The organism is Candidatus Epulonipiscium viviparus (assembly GCF_030708075.1).
Taxonomy (GTDB): domain Bacteria; phylum Bacillota; class Clostridia; order Lachnospirales; family Cellulosilyticaceae; genus Epulonipiscioides; species Epulonipiscioides viviparus.
Map to the genome: position 1 here is coordinate 2,009,662 of NZ_CP117982.1, position 17,360 is coordinate 2,027,021.

Annotated in this window: 10 protein-coding genes and 1 tRNA gene; 7 read left to right on the top strand and 4 right to left on the bottom strand. The window is 33.3% G+C overall.

The features are described 5' to 3' along the window. Nucleotides 1–22 precede the first annotated feature (22 nt). On the bottom strand, nt 23–3,145 hold the full coding sequence (gene ileS, locus PCY70_RS08410; protein ID WP_305766990.1) for an isoleucine--tRNA ligase: 3,123 nt from the start codon (nt 3,143–3,145) through the stop codon (nt 23–25). A gap of 342 nt (nt 3,146–3,487) precedes the next feature. Between ileS and PCY70_RS08415 the strand changes: the two genes are divergently transcribed. Genes PCY70_RS08415 through PCY70_RS08425 form a run of 3 tightly spaced genes read left to right on the top strand, consistent with a single transcriptional unit; the run spans nt 3,488 to nt 8,549 of the window. Further along, nucleotides 3,488–4,612: an MBL fold metallo-hydrolase gene (locus PCY70_RS08415; RefSeq protein ID WP_010167209.1), complete on the top strand. Its 1,125-nt coding sequence runs from the start codon at nt 3,488–3,490 to the stop codon at nt 4,610–4,612. A gap of 18 nt (nt 4,613–4,630) precedes the next feature. Beyond that, nucleotides 4,631–5,761: a hypothetical protein gene (locus PCY70_RS08420; RefSeq protein ID WP_029488031.1), complete on the top strand. Its 1,131-nt coding sequence runs from the start codon at nt 4,631–4,633 to the stop codon at nt 5,759–5,761. Next, nucleotides 5,754–8,549: an Hsp70 family protein gene (locus PCY70_RS08425; RefSeq protein ID WP_305766991.1), complete on the top strand. Its 2,796-nt coding sequence runs from the start codon at nt 5,754–5,756 to the stop codon at nt 8,547–8,549. The genes PCY70_RS08420 and PCY70_RS08425 overlap by 8 nt, the downstream gene beginning before the upstream one ends. A 23-nt stretch (nt 8,550–8,572) precedes the next feature. Here the strand turns inward: PCY70_RS08425 and PCY70_RS08430 are convergent, their stop codons facing one another. Beyond that, complete coding sequence (locus tag PCY70_RS08430) at nt 8,573–9,403, bottom strand: alpha/beta hydrolase (RefSeq protein WP_305766992.1); 831 nt, start codon at nt 9,401–9,403, stop codon at nt 8,573–8,575. 163 nt (nt 9,404–9,566) lie between these two features. On the opposite strand from PCY70_RS08430, the gene PCY70_RS08435 reads away from it, so the two are divergent. The 4 genes from PCY70_RS08435 to PCY70_RS08450 all read left to right on the top strand — a co-directional run bounded on the left by PCY70_RS08435 (nt 9,567) and on the right by PCY70_RS08450 (nt 14,547). Continuing rightward, nucleotides 9,567–11,513 carry an SEL1-like repeat protein gene (locus PCY70_RS08435; RefSeq protein WP_305766993.1) on the top strand — a complete coding sequence of 649 codons (1,947 nt, stop codon included), beginning with the start codon at nt 9,567–9,569 and terminating at the stop codon, nt 11,511–11,513. A gap of 15 nt (nt 11,514–11,528) precedes the next feature. Then, nucleotides 11,529–13,694 (top strand): SEL1-like repeat protein, encoded by a 2,166-nt coding sequence (locus PCY70_RS08440; protein ID WP_305766994.1) that lies wholly within the window; start codon nt 11,529–11,531, stop codon nt 13,692–13,694. A gap of 118 nt (nt 13,695–13,812) precedes the next feature. Further along, nucleotides 13,813–14,313 (top strand): GNAT family N-acetyltransferase, encoded by a 501-nt coding sequence (locus PCY70_RS08445; protein WP_305766995.1) that lies wholly within the window; start codon nt 13,813–13,815, stop codon nt 14,311–14,313. A gap of 152 nt (nt 14,314–14,465) precedes the next feature. Further along, a tRNA-Leu gene (locus PCY70_RS08450) sits at nt 14,466–14,547 on the top strand. A gap of 68 nt (nt 14,548–14,615) precedes the next feature. Here PCY70_RS08450 and PCY70_RS08455 read toward each other — a convergent pair. Both PCY70_RS08455 and PCY70_RS08460 read right to left on the bottom strand, forming a co-directional pair. Beyond that, on the bottom strand, nt 14,616–16,505 hold the full coding sequence (locus tag PCY70_RS08455; RefSeq protein ID WP_305766996.1) for a leucine-rich repeat domain-containing protein: 1,890 nt from the start codon (nt 16,503–16,505) through the stop codon (nt 14,616–14,618). A gap of 193 nt (nt 16,506–16,698) precedes the next feature. Further along, entirely contained in the window at nt 16,699–17,208 is a 510-nt protein-coding gene (locus PCY70_RS08460; RefSeq protein ID WP_010167837.1) for a tetratricopeptide repeat protein, read from the bottom strand. Nucleotides 17,209–17,360: the final 152 nt, after the last annotated feature.

Here is a 17,360-nt window from a genome sequence, read left to right on the forward strand (position 1 = left end):
TCCAGAATTTAGAAATTATATTTTATAACATAAATTTTTTGATACTAAACTTAACTGTTTCACCATTTACTTTCCATTCTTTGACAATGGTTTGAGAAAGTTTATTTTCTATTGCATTTGCAAGGACTTCGGTTTTGATTAAATCTGCATTTGCTTCGATTATAGCAGCAATTTTATCGTTGTCTGCATATCCCACGGTGATATGATCTTGAACAAGTAGATCAGATTCCTTACGCATAGTTTGAATTTTTGAAATAATTTCGCGTACGAATCCTTCTTCTATTAATTGATCATTTAACTCAGTGTCGATGACAGTGGTAAATCCAGCTTCACTGGCAGCGATATAGCCTTCTTTTTGAGTAGTGGCAATAAGAAGATCATCTTTAGTTAGACTGATATTTTCGCCTTTGATTTTGAGAGCGAGGATGCCAGATGCATTAAGTTCTGCAAAGGCCGCGGTGCCATCAAGATTTGCTAATGCAATTCTGATATCATTTAGAAGTTTACCATATTTGGGACCGAGTGTGCGCATTTGAGGTTTAAACGAATACGAAATAAAGTCGGTCGCATCACTTGTGAAGATTACTTCTTTGACATTTAGTTCTTCGGCAACAATTTGAATAAACTCGTTTGTGAGAGTTTTGGTAGAACCCACATACATTTTGCCAATTGGTTGACGAGTTTTGATATTTGCTTCATTTCGGCAAGCACGACCGAGGTTTACAATTTTTAATACACTGTCCATGTTTTCTTCTAAGTTGGTATTGATTAGAGTTTCATTTGCAGTAGGAAAATCGCACAAGTGAATGCTCATAGGGGCTGTTTTATTAGTGGTACGAACAAGATTTTGATAGATTTCTTCTGTTAAAAATGGAATTAACGGTGCAGCAATTTTGATTAACGTTTCCAAGACAGTGTAGAGAGTCATATATGCGTTGATCTTAGTTTGCGGCATTCCGCCAAGCCAGAATCTTTCGCGGGAGCGACGAATATACCAGTTTGATACATCATCAATAAATTCTTGCATAGTTCTTGATGCTTCAAAAACCTTATAATCGCCGAGGAAGGTATCTACGTTTTTAACAACAGTGTTCAATTTTGAAAGTACCCATTTATCCATCATATTTAAAGATGCAGTATCAAGAGTGTATTTTTGAGGGTCAAACTTATCGATATCAGCATACAAAATATAAAATGCATAAGTGTTTAAAACAGTTCCCATAAATTTACGAGAGGCCTCTGTGACATTATCTATACCAAAACGGCTTGGCAGCCAAGGTGCGCTTGCATAGTAAAAATACCAACGCACAGCATCAGCTCCGGTAACATCAATTACACTAAATGGTTCAACAACGTTTCCTTTGGACTTGCTCATTTTTAAACCATGTTGATCGCAAACGTGTCCCATAACAATTACATTTTTATATGGCGCGACATCAAAAATTAAAGTAGAAATAGCCATTAAAGTATAGAACCATCCGCGAGTTTGATCTACTGCTTCTGAAATAAAGTTTGCAGGAAAATTTTGTTCAAATAGTTCTTTGTTTTCGAATGGGTAATGCAGTTGTGCAAAAGGCATAGATCCGCTATCATACCAGCAGTCAATAACATCAGGAACGCGCGTCATCAGTTTGTTACATTCTGGACAAGTAATATGAACCGAATCAATATATGGTTTGTGAAGTTCGATATCTGCAGGGCAGTCTGGGCTAAGTTTTTTGAGTTCTTCAACACTGCCGATGACGTGTTTGTGACCATTAGGACATTCCCAAATTGGCAAAGGCGTGCCCCAATAGCGGCTTCGAGATAATCCCCAGTCGATAACATTTTCGAGGAAATTACCAAAGCGGCCTTCTCCAATAGAAGGAGGCAACCAATTTACTGTTTTGTTATTAGCAATCAATTTATCGCGAACCGTACTCATTTTTATAAACCAAGTATCTCGAGCATAATATAGAAGCGGGGTATCGCATCGCCAGCAATGAGGATAGCTGTGTTCATAAGGTGAGGCGGCAAATAACTTATTATGCTCGTCTAACCACTTAATGATGAGCTTGTCTGCATCTTTGACAAAAATATTTTGCCATGGAGTTACTTCTGGAGTAAAATATCCTTGCTCATTTACAAGCTGAATAAACGGAATATCATTTTCGCGACCAACTTTGGCATCATCTTCACCAAAAGCAGGGGCGATGTGAACGATTCCCGTACCGTCAGATAAAGTAACAAAATTATCCGCAACAACAAAGAAAGCTTTTTTGTCGGGCTTTGCAAAGTCGAATAGAGGTTCGTATTCTATACCTTTAAGTTCGGCTCCAGTATATTCTTCTAAAATTTTTACATCTTCGCCCAAAACCGCTGTGACAAGTTCTTTTGCTAAGATAAAGTTTTCGCCATCTTTAGCAGCTTTTACATAAAGGGCGACAGGATTTACACAAAGTGCAGCGTTGGACGGAAGAGTCCAAGGGGTTGTGGTCCAGGCTAGGAAGAAAGTGTTTTTCTCCTTTAGTAATTTGAATTTGGCAATGGCAGTAATATCTGTTATATCTTTATAGCCTTGAGCGACTTCATGAGAAGATAGAGGAGTTCCGCAACGAGGGCAATACGGCACAATTTTATATCCTTTATACATCAGATTCTTGTCCCATATTGATTTGAGAGACCACCATACAGATTCAATATAATTGTTATCGTAAGTTATATAGGGATGTTCTAGATCAATCCAATAGCCAACTCGCTCACTCATTTTTTCCCAATCACTTTGATATTTAAAAACACTTTCTTTGCATTTTTTTATAAAAGCATCTACACCATATTTTTCAATTTCTGGCTTACCGCTGATGCCTAATTGTTTTTCGATTTCTAGTTCTACAGGAAGTCCATGAGTATCCCAACCAGCTTTTCGGGTAACGTACTTGCCTTTCATAGTTTGATAGCGAGGGACAAAATCCTTGATTACACGAGTGAGTACGTGACCTATGTGAGGTTTTCCATTTGCAGTTGGAGGACCCTCATAAAAAGTAAAATTTTCTTTATTAGCTCTAGCTTCTATAGATTTTTCAAAAATTTTATTTTCTTTCCAAAATGAAAGAGTCTCCAATTCTCTATCAACAAAATTTAAGCTAGTATCAACTTTTTTATACACTAAATAATCATTCCTTTCAAGACTAAAATGGATATCGAACATCCTTATTTTTTGATAGTCTTATAAACAATCGTCAGATACTCAAGATCAAACGTCTGCATACTTTTTTTGATGTCAGCATATACCAAATGCCAAAGAATGTCAAGTCATATTTGAAAAATAGCATTAGAGTCATATACCGAAAATATAATTTAATAGGAGATTTTGTAACAACAATGATAACTATGAATAAACAAATAAAAGCTTGATTAATAGTATAAAATAAGTTATAATAATGGGTATATTTTCCAAGAAAGAGGGTGATTTTGCTGATATAAGATAGTTATTTGGAGGTGAAGATAGATGAATCTTATGGTTTTGGGTGGAGGGCAAAATGTTGGGGCTAGTTGTTACTTTTTGAAGTTGGGAAAATCTAATATTTTGTTAGATGCCGGGATTGGAATAGACAAAGAAGGATTGGTTTTTACACCAAATTTACACGCATTAAAAACTTCACCATTTATAAATAGTTTATCTCAGATTGATGAAATTTTTATTTCTCATGCGCATTTAGACCATGTTGGATATTTAACTCATGTTGCGACAGAATCAACTCAGGCGAATACATACATGACAGCGGTGACTAAAGCTTTGACCAAATATCAATTATATGATAGAGTGTATAGTAATGCCAACGCAAGAGAATTAGAAAGGCTAGCAACTAAATCGGTTTTAGATAGAATAATTTCTGTTACCTATGCAAAAACAATTAAATTTAGAAACTATAGTGCTACATTTTTTCCGGCAGGGCATATTCCAGGAGCAATGATGATCTTGTTTGAATATCGTAATTCAAAGATTTTATATACTGGAGATTATTCTATTGCGAATAGTCCGTTGACCAGTGGGTGTTTTGATTTTTCAGGGTTTAAGATAGATACCATGATTATGTGTGGTTTGCATTCCAAACATTCCAGTTATGCAAAAAACCAAAATGGTATATATAAAACAATAGAAAAGATATATAAACAAATCTTTTTAGGTAGATCTGTATCTTGTCAGGTAAATCAGTTGACAAAAGGGGTAGAGTTTCTAAAGCTTCTCAATGATTTTAATCAGCAAGATATTTTGATTTATGTTGATAAAAATTTACTGAATGTTATAGAAAAATTGGAAATACCGATATTGCATGAAAATGTGCGCTTATATAATAGTGCTACTGTATCGGATGCACCTCATATTTGTATAACGTCTAAAAAGGTTACAAAGTCTAAGTATTATAATATGAATATAGATTTTTCATTGCACGTAGACTTTTCGGAGATTAAAAATTTCGTAACTAAAATTAATGCGCGTCATGTATATATAGTTCATTGCGAAAAGCCGTTTAGTTTAAATGATCATGACATAGAACAAGCCGTAATGCGGGAATCGGATTGTCGTTCGCAATTTATTTTTATTGATAATCAGGAGATATATAGACTGTAGAAAGAAGAGGTGTAAAATTTGAGTAAAATTAATGTAGAAAAAAAAGAGGTTAAAAAGATTTTAGAAAAGGTCCATGTAATAATGGAAAAAAAGCATATTCCAAGAGTAAATCGACAGCATAATTTTGAACACTATATAGAAGAAAATAGAATGTTGCGAGTAATTTGTGAAGATTATTCGTACGAGCCTTATCAAATTGCTATTAATATGAATTCAAGATATGATTATGATTTGAATGGTTCGGACATAATTTTGAGCTTGAAAAAACGTAAATTGGGGCATCCGGCAAGAAGAGTTGAAATCTTTAGTTGGGCCGAAAAAACAATGCTATATTTTGGTCAAGCTATCAATGGTGATAAACAGGCCTTTGAAAAATTTCAAGAATTGCGACAAAATGCAATTAGCTCTCATATTTCTAGACATGAAGAAGAATTTAAAATTTTGGCGATAATGATGTATTATAAATACCCGGAATTGGATGTTTATAAAGAGCTAAAAGAAATATATAAATTTGGAATTGTATATGCAAAGTATTTTTTCTATGATGTAGTTGATATTATTTCAGATGTGTATCATTATCCAAAAACTAATCAATTTAATAAAAAGTATAAGAATAATGATGAAATTAATAATTTATCAAAACAAGATTTGATAGATAAGATTACAGAATTAGAAAATAATAACAATAAATTAGAAAAAGATAACAACATGCTTAATAATATGTTAACGGAATTGCAAGATGATTTTGAGAAACAGCTAGAAGAGAGTAAGGTAAAGGAATTTACGTATTTTTTTAGCCAATTAAATTCTGAAAAATATGGATGTGTTTTAGATGAATTATTGGTAATTAAGAAAGAGGTTAAACGGTTACGAAAAGATAAATTTGATTTACCTATTAAATTAAATGGTCTTCTTATTTTGATTGATAAATTGGCTAAATTTGTTCAGGATAATAAAATTAATCCGATGAAAAAAGGAAGTGATATTATAAATTTAACATTTGAAGAAGCACAATTTTGCTTATATGATGGAAGTCCTTATGCAAATAAAACTGATGTAAAAAGAGTAAAAATAATTTCACCTGGTTGGATATATAATGACATTCAAATTTCAAGACCTAAAGTGATGGAGGTGACTAATAATGCATAATGATTTATGTGTGGGCATTGATCTTGGAACCACCAACTCTGTTTTAGCAACTATTTCGCTGAAGCAAAATGGAGATGCGATTAGCAAAGTAATTGATATACCAAGAGCAATTGATATGTATAATTCTGTAAGTTCGAAACCAAAACTTTCAACACAAAAAAAGTCTACGTTGCCTTCTTGTGTATATTATCGTGAGGAAAACAATTACTCGCCCTTGGTTGGAGATTTTGCTAAATTACAATATGCTCTTCGACCCCATTTAGTTGCAAAGTCTATTAAAAGTCAAATGGGAGAACCGTTTGCTGCCGGATTGTCGATGGATATTCCGGATAAGACTCCTTCGCAGATTTCGGCACAAATTTTAAAGCATATGTTAGAAGCAACTGCAAAAATTTATAGAACTAAGGAAATTACTGATGCGGTGATTACAGTGCCGGCAAATTTTGACTCTACTATGTGTAAGGCAACATTGGAGGCGGCGGTTTTTGCGGGAATTCAAATTAAAAATGAAGATGGAAGCGAACGACCAGTGCTTCTTTCGGAACCTAATGCCGTGATATATGACTTGATTAATCAAATTCAAAACGGAGAAATACATTCAACAATTATAGATCTATTAACTCAAAAAAATGTAATGGTATTTGATTTAGGAGGTGGGACACTAGATATTACAATGCATACTATTTCAAGACGTGATGGATATGCTGATATTTTGAAAGTAGATGAGATAGCAACCAATAGATATACTAGACTTGGTGGAGATGATTTTGACGAGTTGATTGCAGAAGTTATGTATACTAGATATTTAAAGCAATATGAAAAATATCCAGAAATTGTGACTGAATTAAAACGTAAAAAAACACAAATATTACCAATTCTTAAGGTGTTTGCAGAAGACATAAAAATCGAGCTTAATACTCGCTATGGGGAAGAGTATGTCAGTGATTCTGGCTGGGATGATGATGAGGATGAGGATTTTTCTGTTGGAGGAAACATGGGTGGGATTGCTTATGCCTATGATGACAGTTTTACTAAAGAAGAACTTGAAGATATTTTGCAAACTTTTATGGCTCAAGATATAAAATTTGAAGACTACAAGCACATAGAGTCTATAACAGATACTAGAAACATCATCTATCCTATATTGGATGTCTTACAAAAAGCTGCTGAAAAAATGGGAATAGATAATCTAAAAGTGGATGCGGTGGTTGTAAATGGTGGAATGTCAAAATTTTATATGATTAAAAATAGGTTAGCAGATTTTTTTGGATTTGAACCTATCATTGCACTAGATCCCGATCAAGCTGTGGCAAGAGGTGCGGCAGTATATCATTATTATATGCACAAGTATGATGATATCATTAAAGATGATATGAAAATAGGTTTGGAAGTGGATGAAAATGTTATCCAAAATGAAAGTATGTCGAGTACAGAAGAGGCTGTAGTTATCAAAAACAGTATCAAAATTGAGTGGGGACGTAGTATATTAAATGATAGCCTATATTTAGGTTCTAGAAATGGTGCAGTAACTCAGTTGATAGAGACAGGTGCCGAACTGCCGTATATTTCAAAAGTAATGTTTGGATTTAGAATAGAGCCTAATCAACAAAAAATTACTATTCCAATTCAAAGTAGAAATCTGGATGGTACGTATCGAACGATTGCTAGTGGAAATATTGTATTTAAGCAAAAATATGTAAAAGGCAGCTATGTTGCATTTAAGGTGCATATGGGGACTAATAAAGTTATTACGATTAATGCTTGGACTAGTGATGATGAAAAAGGAGAATTGAAAAGAGAAAGTGGAATAGTTGAAATCGCAACGGAGAGTGGAAAAATTAATAGAGACAAAAAATATAAGTTTAATCCGCCAGGAGGAACACCCTTAAATGCTGTTGCAGAAATAAGTAGACTTATACAATTATGTGATAAAATTGCAAAATCTAAGCCTCCATATTTGGATAAAACTTTGACTTTTAAAATTCAAACATTGATTAATAATATTTATCAAGCACCTAATAAATCTGAGTTTAAACCTTTGATTTTAAAAATATTGAAAGAGACTACCAATGATGAAACTAAAATGCGTTTTATAATTATGGCAAGAAAAATTGGAAATATATGGTCTGAGAATGAAAAAAAAGAACTTGCTAAGAGATGCATGGAACAACTGGGTGGAGAATTTCACCAATTAGGCGTTGCAGGTAAACAGGTGACAACAAATATTCAAGCTATTTTTACTCTAGGAATGTGTGCAGATGAACAAGATTTAGAAAAATTGATGAAAATTTGTAGGCAATCAAGATATCTTAGGGCTTGTTTATATACTCATGCCAAAACAAAAACTAATATAAGTTGGATATTAGAAGAGTTTTTTAAGAGTGTAAATCAAGTAGAGAAAGGGAAAGTAGACTTGATACAAGATACTGCTCATGCTATAGGTGTTGCATTAAAGGATCATACGATTATATCTTCTGATGAGTTAGAAAATGTGATTATGCGATTGATCGATGCAATTAAAACAGCTAATTTAAATGATTGTGGATTAATTTCTTGTATATTAGCACTTGGCTGTATCTGTGATCAGAGAAATAATTTAAACGATATTCAACAAGTGATATTACTAGATGTTAGAAATATATTGAGCGAATTATATAAGTATTACGACTCCTACATTACAGGAAGATGTGCAAAAATGGGTGAAATAGCAATTAAACTTATTGATGGGGCAACGCTGGAAACAAATGAAGAGGAATATTTATTAATTAAGCTAGAAAATGTAGATTAGGCAGGGAAAATACTCCCTGCTTTTTAATTGTATGATATTTTTAGCCATTCAAGCGCTAGATTAACCCAGCTTGCTACATGTTCGTTGAGATGTTTTTCGTTAGTGGCACTTTGGTCATTTGCTAAGCTTAGCCCATGTGTTCCGAAGGGGTAAATATGAAGTTCGAAAGGTATGCTATTTTTTCTAAGCGCATCAGCAAACATAAATGCATTTTCAACTGGAACTACTTTATCAGATATTGTATGCCAAATGAAAGTAGGCGGTGTTGCTGCAGAGACATAATCAGATATGGCGGTAGTATAATATTCCTGTCGAGAAGGTATAATGTCGATATCTTCAACAACAAACTTTGGAGGGGTATGTGGTTTGATATCAATTACTGCGTAGCCTAAAATTAATTTATTTGGATAGCAATCTGTAGATTTAATTTTGAGTGTATCAGATATAAATTTGCGACCAAACAGTGTGGCTAAACTGGCACATAGATGTCCTCCAGCCGAAAAACCGGCTATGGATATATTATTGGGATCAATGTAATATTGTGTAGCGTTAACTCTGACATGAGCAACGGCTGCAGCAAGCTCTAAGAGTTGCTGTGGATATTGAACTGGTAATACGCTATATCGCAATATAAATACATTATAGCCTTCTGATAAAAATTTTAAAGCAATAGGCTCAGCTTCTCTGTCAGAAGTATACTGATAATATCCACCAGGACAGATTATTATGCAAGGACGTTTATTGTGAGTGTCATATTCTGTACTTTTATATTGATTATATATTTCCAAAATAGGATTAGCACCTGGAATAGAAAGAGAAGGATAAATTTCTGCTAAGTTTAATTTAGTTTTCATGAGTACCTCCAAAAATATTTATGTGTTAATTATCTAAAATTTTTTTGAAATTGACAAGGTGAAATTGATAAATATTTAATAAAACATACTCAAAATGTATGGTAAAGTTTGGCTTGCCCTCATATAATTTTACGATATGAAAATTTTATTAGGGGGTACGTTATTGATTACTCAATCAGAAATTAATTATTTAAAGAGTCTTCCTGCTTTTAGGATAAACGAAATGGTAGCCCAAATGCTAGCTGTGTTGAATAATAAAAATAAATTGAAAATGTTTTATGAATTTAGCTGGGTAAAAAAAATGCAAGATGATATCGATACTGATACCCAAATTGATGAATATATCGTAACGGCTCTCAATGTGCTCTATAGTTTAGAGTATATTCATTCTGAAATAATCATAAACTTGACGATGGAGCTAAACTTGATATATTTAAGGAAGCGCAACAGACTTTTATGGCCATTGTTGACTAAATTAAATGAGCAAGTTGATACTATAGATAATTTAAATGAAATATTAATTAATATAGATAGCGGAGTATATGCTGCAGATAACCCATTAATTAACATATTTAATATTACATCAGTTTTAGGTGAATATACAATAAAAAATATTGAAAAAATGAAAATAATTACAAATGAATTGCAAAAAAATAATGTTTTATCTGATATAGAAATAAATTTACAAGATATTATAACACTGATTATGGATGTTGAAGAAGAAATTGGTGCTATATATTTGGAGTCGCAGACATTAAAAGATAATTTTATTGGAAAAATTTTATTAAAAACTGTTGAAGAATATCACCTAGATATAAAGAAAGAAACAATCGATAAATTTGTGATGACAAATAAAATACTGGCAGAGCAGAACTTAAATATGAATACTAAAATTTCTATTAATGATATTTACTTAGAGTTAATTGAAGCCAAAATATTAAATTATGAAAATATTGATAATTTTATAAAGAAGATAGACATGAATAAGGTGATAATTCCATCTATAGACTTTATTTTAAATGAATGTAGAATTGAGGATATGTCGAAATCTTTTAGGAGTTTAATACGCATGGGCATAAGTGGCGATAAAGATGCGCAATATGATATAGGCTTTGGATATACCAACGGTATTGGGGTTACAAAGAATGTAGCGAGAGGTTTTAAATGGTTTAAAATGGCAGCGGATCAGGGGCATAAGAATGCTCAATATGAAGTAAGCTATGCATATATATATGAACAAGCATCTATTGTAAATACCAGTATTTCACATGATACTCTTCCTTTGTTACTAGGTAATAAATCTGCAGAAGTGAAAGTTATAACCGAAAATCTAGAACTAATAGATAATGCTGAACTTTTTGAAAATTATAAATTGATGGCAGAAAGAGGAGATGCGACAGCGCAATATCGAATTGCTTCCGCATATATTTATGGAAATGGTACAGAGAAAAATTTGATACAAGGATTTCGATGGTATCAAAAAGCTGCGGAGCAAGAACATGTAGAAGCGCAATACAAATTAGGATATTGCTATGAAAAAGGAACAGGTGTTGATTCAGATTTAGAAATGGCATTTAAATTTTATCAAAAAGCCGCTACCTTAGGAAGTGTAAAAGCTCAGACTAATCTAGCTTTATGCTATGAAAAAGGTATAGGAACTACTTTAGATTTGGATAAGGCCTTTGAATGGTATGTACGGGCAGCAGTAAGTGGTTTTGCTAAAGCACAAAATAATCTTGGATATCTTTATGAAAATGGAAAAGGCGCAACGAAAAATTATTCTAAAGCATTTGAATGGTATCAAAAAGCTGCAATACAAGGTCATGCAAAAGCCCAATATAATTTGGCATTGTGCTATGAATATGGTAAGGGTGTGATAAAAAACTTGGATGAAACTTTTAAATGGTTTAAAGAATCTGCAGAGCAAGGGAATATGTATGCACAGTACGCATTAGGAGCGGCATATATAAAAGGCTTGGGAACTAAAAAAGACAAAGAACAAGGCTATTTTTGGTATCAAAAAGCTGCCGAGCAAGGACATCTGGAGGCTGGAGATAAGATTAAGAAAAGAAAGTTTTTTAAAAAATTAAATATAATAAGAAGAAAATGACGGGGGTGTATAGAGATGGTTGATATAGACTACTTAGTAGCGCAGCCGGTGTATAAGATAAATAAAATGATTGCAGAAATGATTGCTTTATTTATTGATGGAAATAAGGATGCATTACTACAAAATACAGACTGGTTTAAAAGAATGCGAACCAATCAATATGATGATTATATAATAGAAACGATTGTAGCATTAAATGAAAGAAATTGTATTAGCGCGGCAATTATAGTAAATCTTAGAACAATATTAGGACTGCTAAATATCGAGTTAAAGAACGAATTGATTGCAGAACTATTGATAAGCTTGGATGAAAAAATTTATGCAATGAATAATTTAGAAATGGTATTAAATCAAGTTACATATACAACAGATAATATTATTGGAGATATATTACAGGTAACAGCATTAATAAACTTTCATACATTGAATAATATTGAAAAAGCTGAAATAATAACTACACAAATATTTGAAAATAAAGTTATTGCAAGCAAAGAATTAGATATGTTGGAAATTTTGATGCAGATTCAAGATATTGAAGAAATTGATATTGGAGTAATTTATCTGGAGCTGCAGGTATTACAGGACGATGCTATTTGTACAGTAGCATTAGAGATGTTAGAGGCATATCATTTGCTATCTGAAACCAAAAAAAAGTTGATTGAGCCAACAAGTTTTATCGAAGCGATGTTGGCAGAACAAAAGTTAAATGCCCTAGCGCAATTTGATGTGTTTAGTATTTATAAAAATATTATAGAAACGAAAATGGAAAACTATGAAATACTATTTTTAGAAGAAGTGATGTCAAACTCCACCATTTTGCCTATAGATTTCATGGAGCCCGCAGATGCAAAAGGGCAATATGATCTAGCTTGGAAATATATCAAGGGAATCGATATTAAAAAAAATGTAAGTGCTGGAATTGATTGGCTGCGCACTGCTGCAGAGAATGGATATGTATATGCTCAATATCATATGGCGCTGAGATATGCAGCTGGAGATGGGATAGAACAAGATGAGCATAAGGCTTGGGAATGGTTCGAGAAGGCAGCGGCGCAAGGACATGCTAAATCTATATATAAATTAGGAAAAATTTATACTGATGGAATTATAGTAGAAAAAGATTATGAAAAAGCTTTTAATTGTTATTTGCAGTTGGCTCAAAAAAGCAACAAAGATGCTCAATATAAAGTGGGTATAGCATATATGTATGGAAATGGTGTAGAAAAAGATTCGACAAAAGCTTTTGAGTGGCTAAAGAAAGCTGCCGAAAGAAAGCACAAAGAATCTCAGCACAAGATTGGAATTGCATATGCTGAAGGTGTCGGCGTCGAGCAAAATTTAGAAGAAGCGTTTCGATGGTCTAAATTGGCGGCAGATCAGGGATATTTATTTGCTCAAAATAATGTTGGTGTTGCATATGAAAAGGGTCTCGGGGTAAAGCAAGATGACGACGAAGCATTTGCTTGGTATATGAAAGCCGCGATGCAAAATGGAGTCGAAGCACAATTTAATTTGGGTATTTGCTATGAAAAAGGAATAGGGGTTTTACAAAATTTGTATGGAGCGTTTGAGTGGTATAGTAAGGCTGCGAAGCAAGGATATGTGGCCGCACAGATTAAGATTGGAGATTTATATTTTGATGGCTTAGGGGTTATGCAAAATTTTTATGAAGCATTTGCCTGGTATGCGAAAGCGGCAAAGGATGGAGATACACTGGCTCGTCACAAGGTGGCAGAATGTTATGAAAATGGAACTGGCGTTGAAATTGATATGGTAAAAGCATTTAGGTTATTCGAGCAACTGGCTAAAGAGGGGCACGCCGAGTCTAGGTATGATATTGGTTATTTTTATGGTACTGGAACGGTTGTACATAAAAGTGCAAGAAAGGCATTCAAGTGGTATAAGAGTGCAGCTGTTGGGGGTTTTGCACAAGCACAATATAGCGTAGCTTTATGTTATGAGGTAGGAATAGGTGTATCGAAAAATAAAATTAAAGCATTTAAATGGCTTAAATCTGCAGCAGATGGTGGATGCGTAGACGCACAATATGAGTTGGCTATTGCTTATTTTGAAGGGAATGGTACATCAAAAGATAGGCCAAAGGGTAAGTGGTGGCTTCAAAAAGCAGCGAACCAAGGACATGAAGCCGCATTATTGAAATGGGAAAAGATGACTAAATAGTAAAACTTGTGTTTTTTATTAAAAACGGATATTCTAATAGAGTCAAAAATAATATGATTAGCAAGAAAAAATTACTCCCTTTTTTATTATAGAGGGAGTTTAATAAATGGAGGAGTTTATGATTAGAAAAGCAGTTGTTGAAGATGCATGGCAAGTTGATCTCTACTTTAATGAAGCTAGAAATTACTTTAAGGAGAAAGGCGTAGATCAGTGGCAAGGTAGTTATCCTAATGCTTTGGATGTTAAAGAAGATTCTAAGAGGGGAAACGGATATGTGGTTGTTGAAGATGAAATAGTAAAGGCCTACTTTTTTTTAATATTTGGAGATGACCCTACCTATTCAACTATCTATGATGGAAGTTGGATTACAGATAAATCATATGGAGTATTGCACAGAGTGGTTGTAGGAATGAAGTTTAGGCAAGAGGGCATTGGGAGCCAGATTTTTGCGTTTGCTATAGAAGAGGCAAAAAAATTGAGGATGAATCTACGTATAGATACGCATAAAGATAATATTGCTATGCAAAAGCTGATCGAAAAAAATGAGTTTGATTATTGTGGAATAATTTATATTGGTGATGGCAGTGCCAGATTAGCATATGAACGAGAAATTGAATAAAAAATTTTTTGGAAGAGGAGGTGAGAAAAATCAAAATTTTGGAGATCCAGAAATGTTATTTTAAAAAAAATGACAAAAAAAATCGAAAAAAAATAAAAAAAAGACTTGCTTTTTTTTTAAAGGTATGTTATATTATGTTTATCACATCTTAGGCCGACATGGCGGAATGGCAGACGCAGTGGATTCAAAATCCACCACCCCTAAAGTGTGTGGGTTCGAGTCCCACTGTCGGTATATAAAAAGCAGCTTAACTTTTACAGTTAGGCTGCTTTTTGGTTTGTACTGCAATAAATAACTGCGCTTTAGATGGTAAAATGTACATCTATAGAATTTGGAACATACAATTTAAAATTTTGCCAAGTGGATTCGGTACCACCATAGTATATATCGGTCAAATTTAAGCAATCACCAAATATGCCAGGCTCAATAATTCCATCATAGTTAGAGTTGTGTATTGATGTAACAGAAGTAGGTATAAAAATAGATTGTAATCCCGAAAATCTAAAAGCATTTTCTTCTATAGAAGTGACAGTACTAGGAAGTATAACTGTAAAAGCATTTTGTTTGGCAAAGGGTTGTCCTTCAAAAGCACCTTTTCCTATTGTTTTAACGAGGAATCCATCTATAACTGCTGGAATATTAGCAATTGTTATTGTATTGTCTGCGTCGGTAATTGTGCCAGAAGCAGCGTCAAATTTTATGCGACCTCCTTCCACTCCGTTAACATTGATCCATATAGGACCAATATTTTGAAATAACACTTCAACCTGATTTGAAATATCCACATCAAGGTTATCCCATTCTTCTTTAGATCCTCCAAAATATATTGTCTTTAAATAATTACAGTTAGCAAATGTATTTTTGGCTATCTCAGTAACAGAAGCTGGTATGGATATTGTTGCTATTGTCGAATTTCTAAATGCATGACTTTTTATGGCAGTCACTGTATTTGGTATTTTTGCAGATTTTATATTAATGCGATTTTCAAATGAACCTTCACCTATTACTTTAACTGCTGCTCCAGAAATTTCTTCCGGAATGTCAATGGCAAAACCAACATAATCTGCAGAATCTAAAACGGTTCCAGAATCTATATCAAATCTAATTGGACCGCCTTCTATATCCTTGATAAAAAACCACTCCGGACTTAGGGTATGGATTATCTCCAAAGTATCATTTGATGATAGGTCAATATTAAAACAATCCCAGTCTGAAGTACTGCCATTAAAATAGATGGTGTTTAAATTATCAGCTCCATCAAGAAAATTGCTTACAAGTCTGTTTGGTGCCTTTGTAAAAGCAATAGTTTGTAACGCAGGAGCATTTTTGAATAATGTAGAGTTGATATATGCCAATGTGCTAGGAAATGCCACAGATTCGAGTAAGGTTGCATCTTCAAAGGCAGGAGTCATAATTTGTGTGACAGGCTTACCATCAATATTTGCTGGAATACTAGCAGATGTAACGGTGTTTTGAACATCAAAGATTTCAATTTGATCTGTAAATATGGCCATTCTGCGGTCTGCATAAAATGTGGTGGCATTTCCATAAATAACTTTGCCACCCTCTATTCCAGGAATGGTTGCTAACTGAGCATTGACAACGCATCTAACCTGGCTGGGAGTAACAATCACAACAGGAGTGGTCGCAGCGGGCCATCTATAATTATCGCTAATTCTGGTAAGTCTATAATATTTTTCTGCAGTTGAAATACCTAGGTTGATGCTATGTCCACCATAAAATATAAACTCAAGAGCATAACTTTGATAAAACGCATTACTAGGAACGTATGTTACTGATTTTGGAATAAATATTTTTTGGAGGGCAGTGTTTTTGAAAGCATAGGAGCCGATAGACTTTACGGTTTCGGGTAGTGTGACTTCGGTTAATTGGGTACAATTTTCAAATGCATTGGAGGCAATAGCAATGACAGGAATACCATTGATGGTTTCTGGAATATATGCTGTAGTTATAGTTGTTTCAGCTTCTACAATGGTTCCGGTACTAGGATTAAATTTGAGTTTACCACCAGTAACTCCTTCTACTTCTAAAAAAGATGTATCTAGATACAAACGGCTGACTCCGGCATTAGTTTCTAATAAATTGACGGAATCGGCAACATCGGCTTGAAGACATGAAGGTGTTGCACATAACAAAGTGGCTGCAATGAGATAGTTATATTTTCTTTTCATAGTTATTCTCCTTAATAATTAATCCGCATAAATGAAAAATGTCATAATAATTTGAAAAATGTTATATTTATTAATAGAAAATACAATATTTGCAACAACTTGTCAATATACAATTTTTTCCTATAAACACAGTAAAATATCAGATATATGTAAAATGGTTCCTAGCTATATAAGAAGCCAGGAAACATTGTGCTCATGCGTCGGCCAAATCTAGATATTTATCAGCCAAGTCATCATTACCTAAATGTAAATAGCATTCTGCTATATTTCTATAAACTAGCTGCTTATGTTCTGAAAAATCTATTGCTTTAATAAATATATTTGCGGCTTGATCAAATTGACTCATATGAAAATAGCAATCTGCAATAATTTCGAGACAAATATTTTCGGAGTGCCCTAGAGAAATTGCTTTTACTAACAGTGGGATTACTATTTTATAATTACCTATTTTATAGAATATTACACTAAGTTCAAGATACGCATCTTTGCAATTGGGATATAGTTCTATGATTTCTTGATATTTTTTTAAACTGTTTAATATCTCGCCTAGTTGGTTATAACAACGAGATTGCAGCAAGAGTATTTCGAGTGTGGTCGAATTATGTTGCAAGTACAATAGACTATTATTTAATGCTTCTTGAAATTCGGAATTTGCAAAATTTGAATACATAAGGTCCTCATAATCTTTAGATGGATTGTCCATAGTAATTTCCTCTCTGTTATTGAATTTTTATTCTATTCTTTATTATGCAAAATAATTTACCAATTATACAAAAAAATATTTATGATTTTTAGTTAAAGCAAATAAAAATTTAATTGCTTAGGAATATGTTGTAATGGCTTGATATATTAATA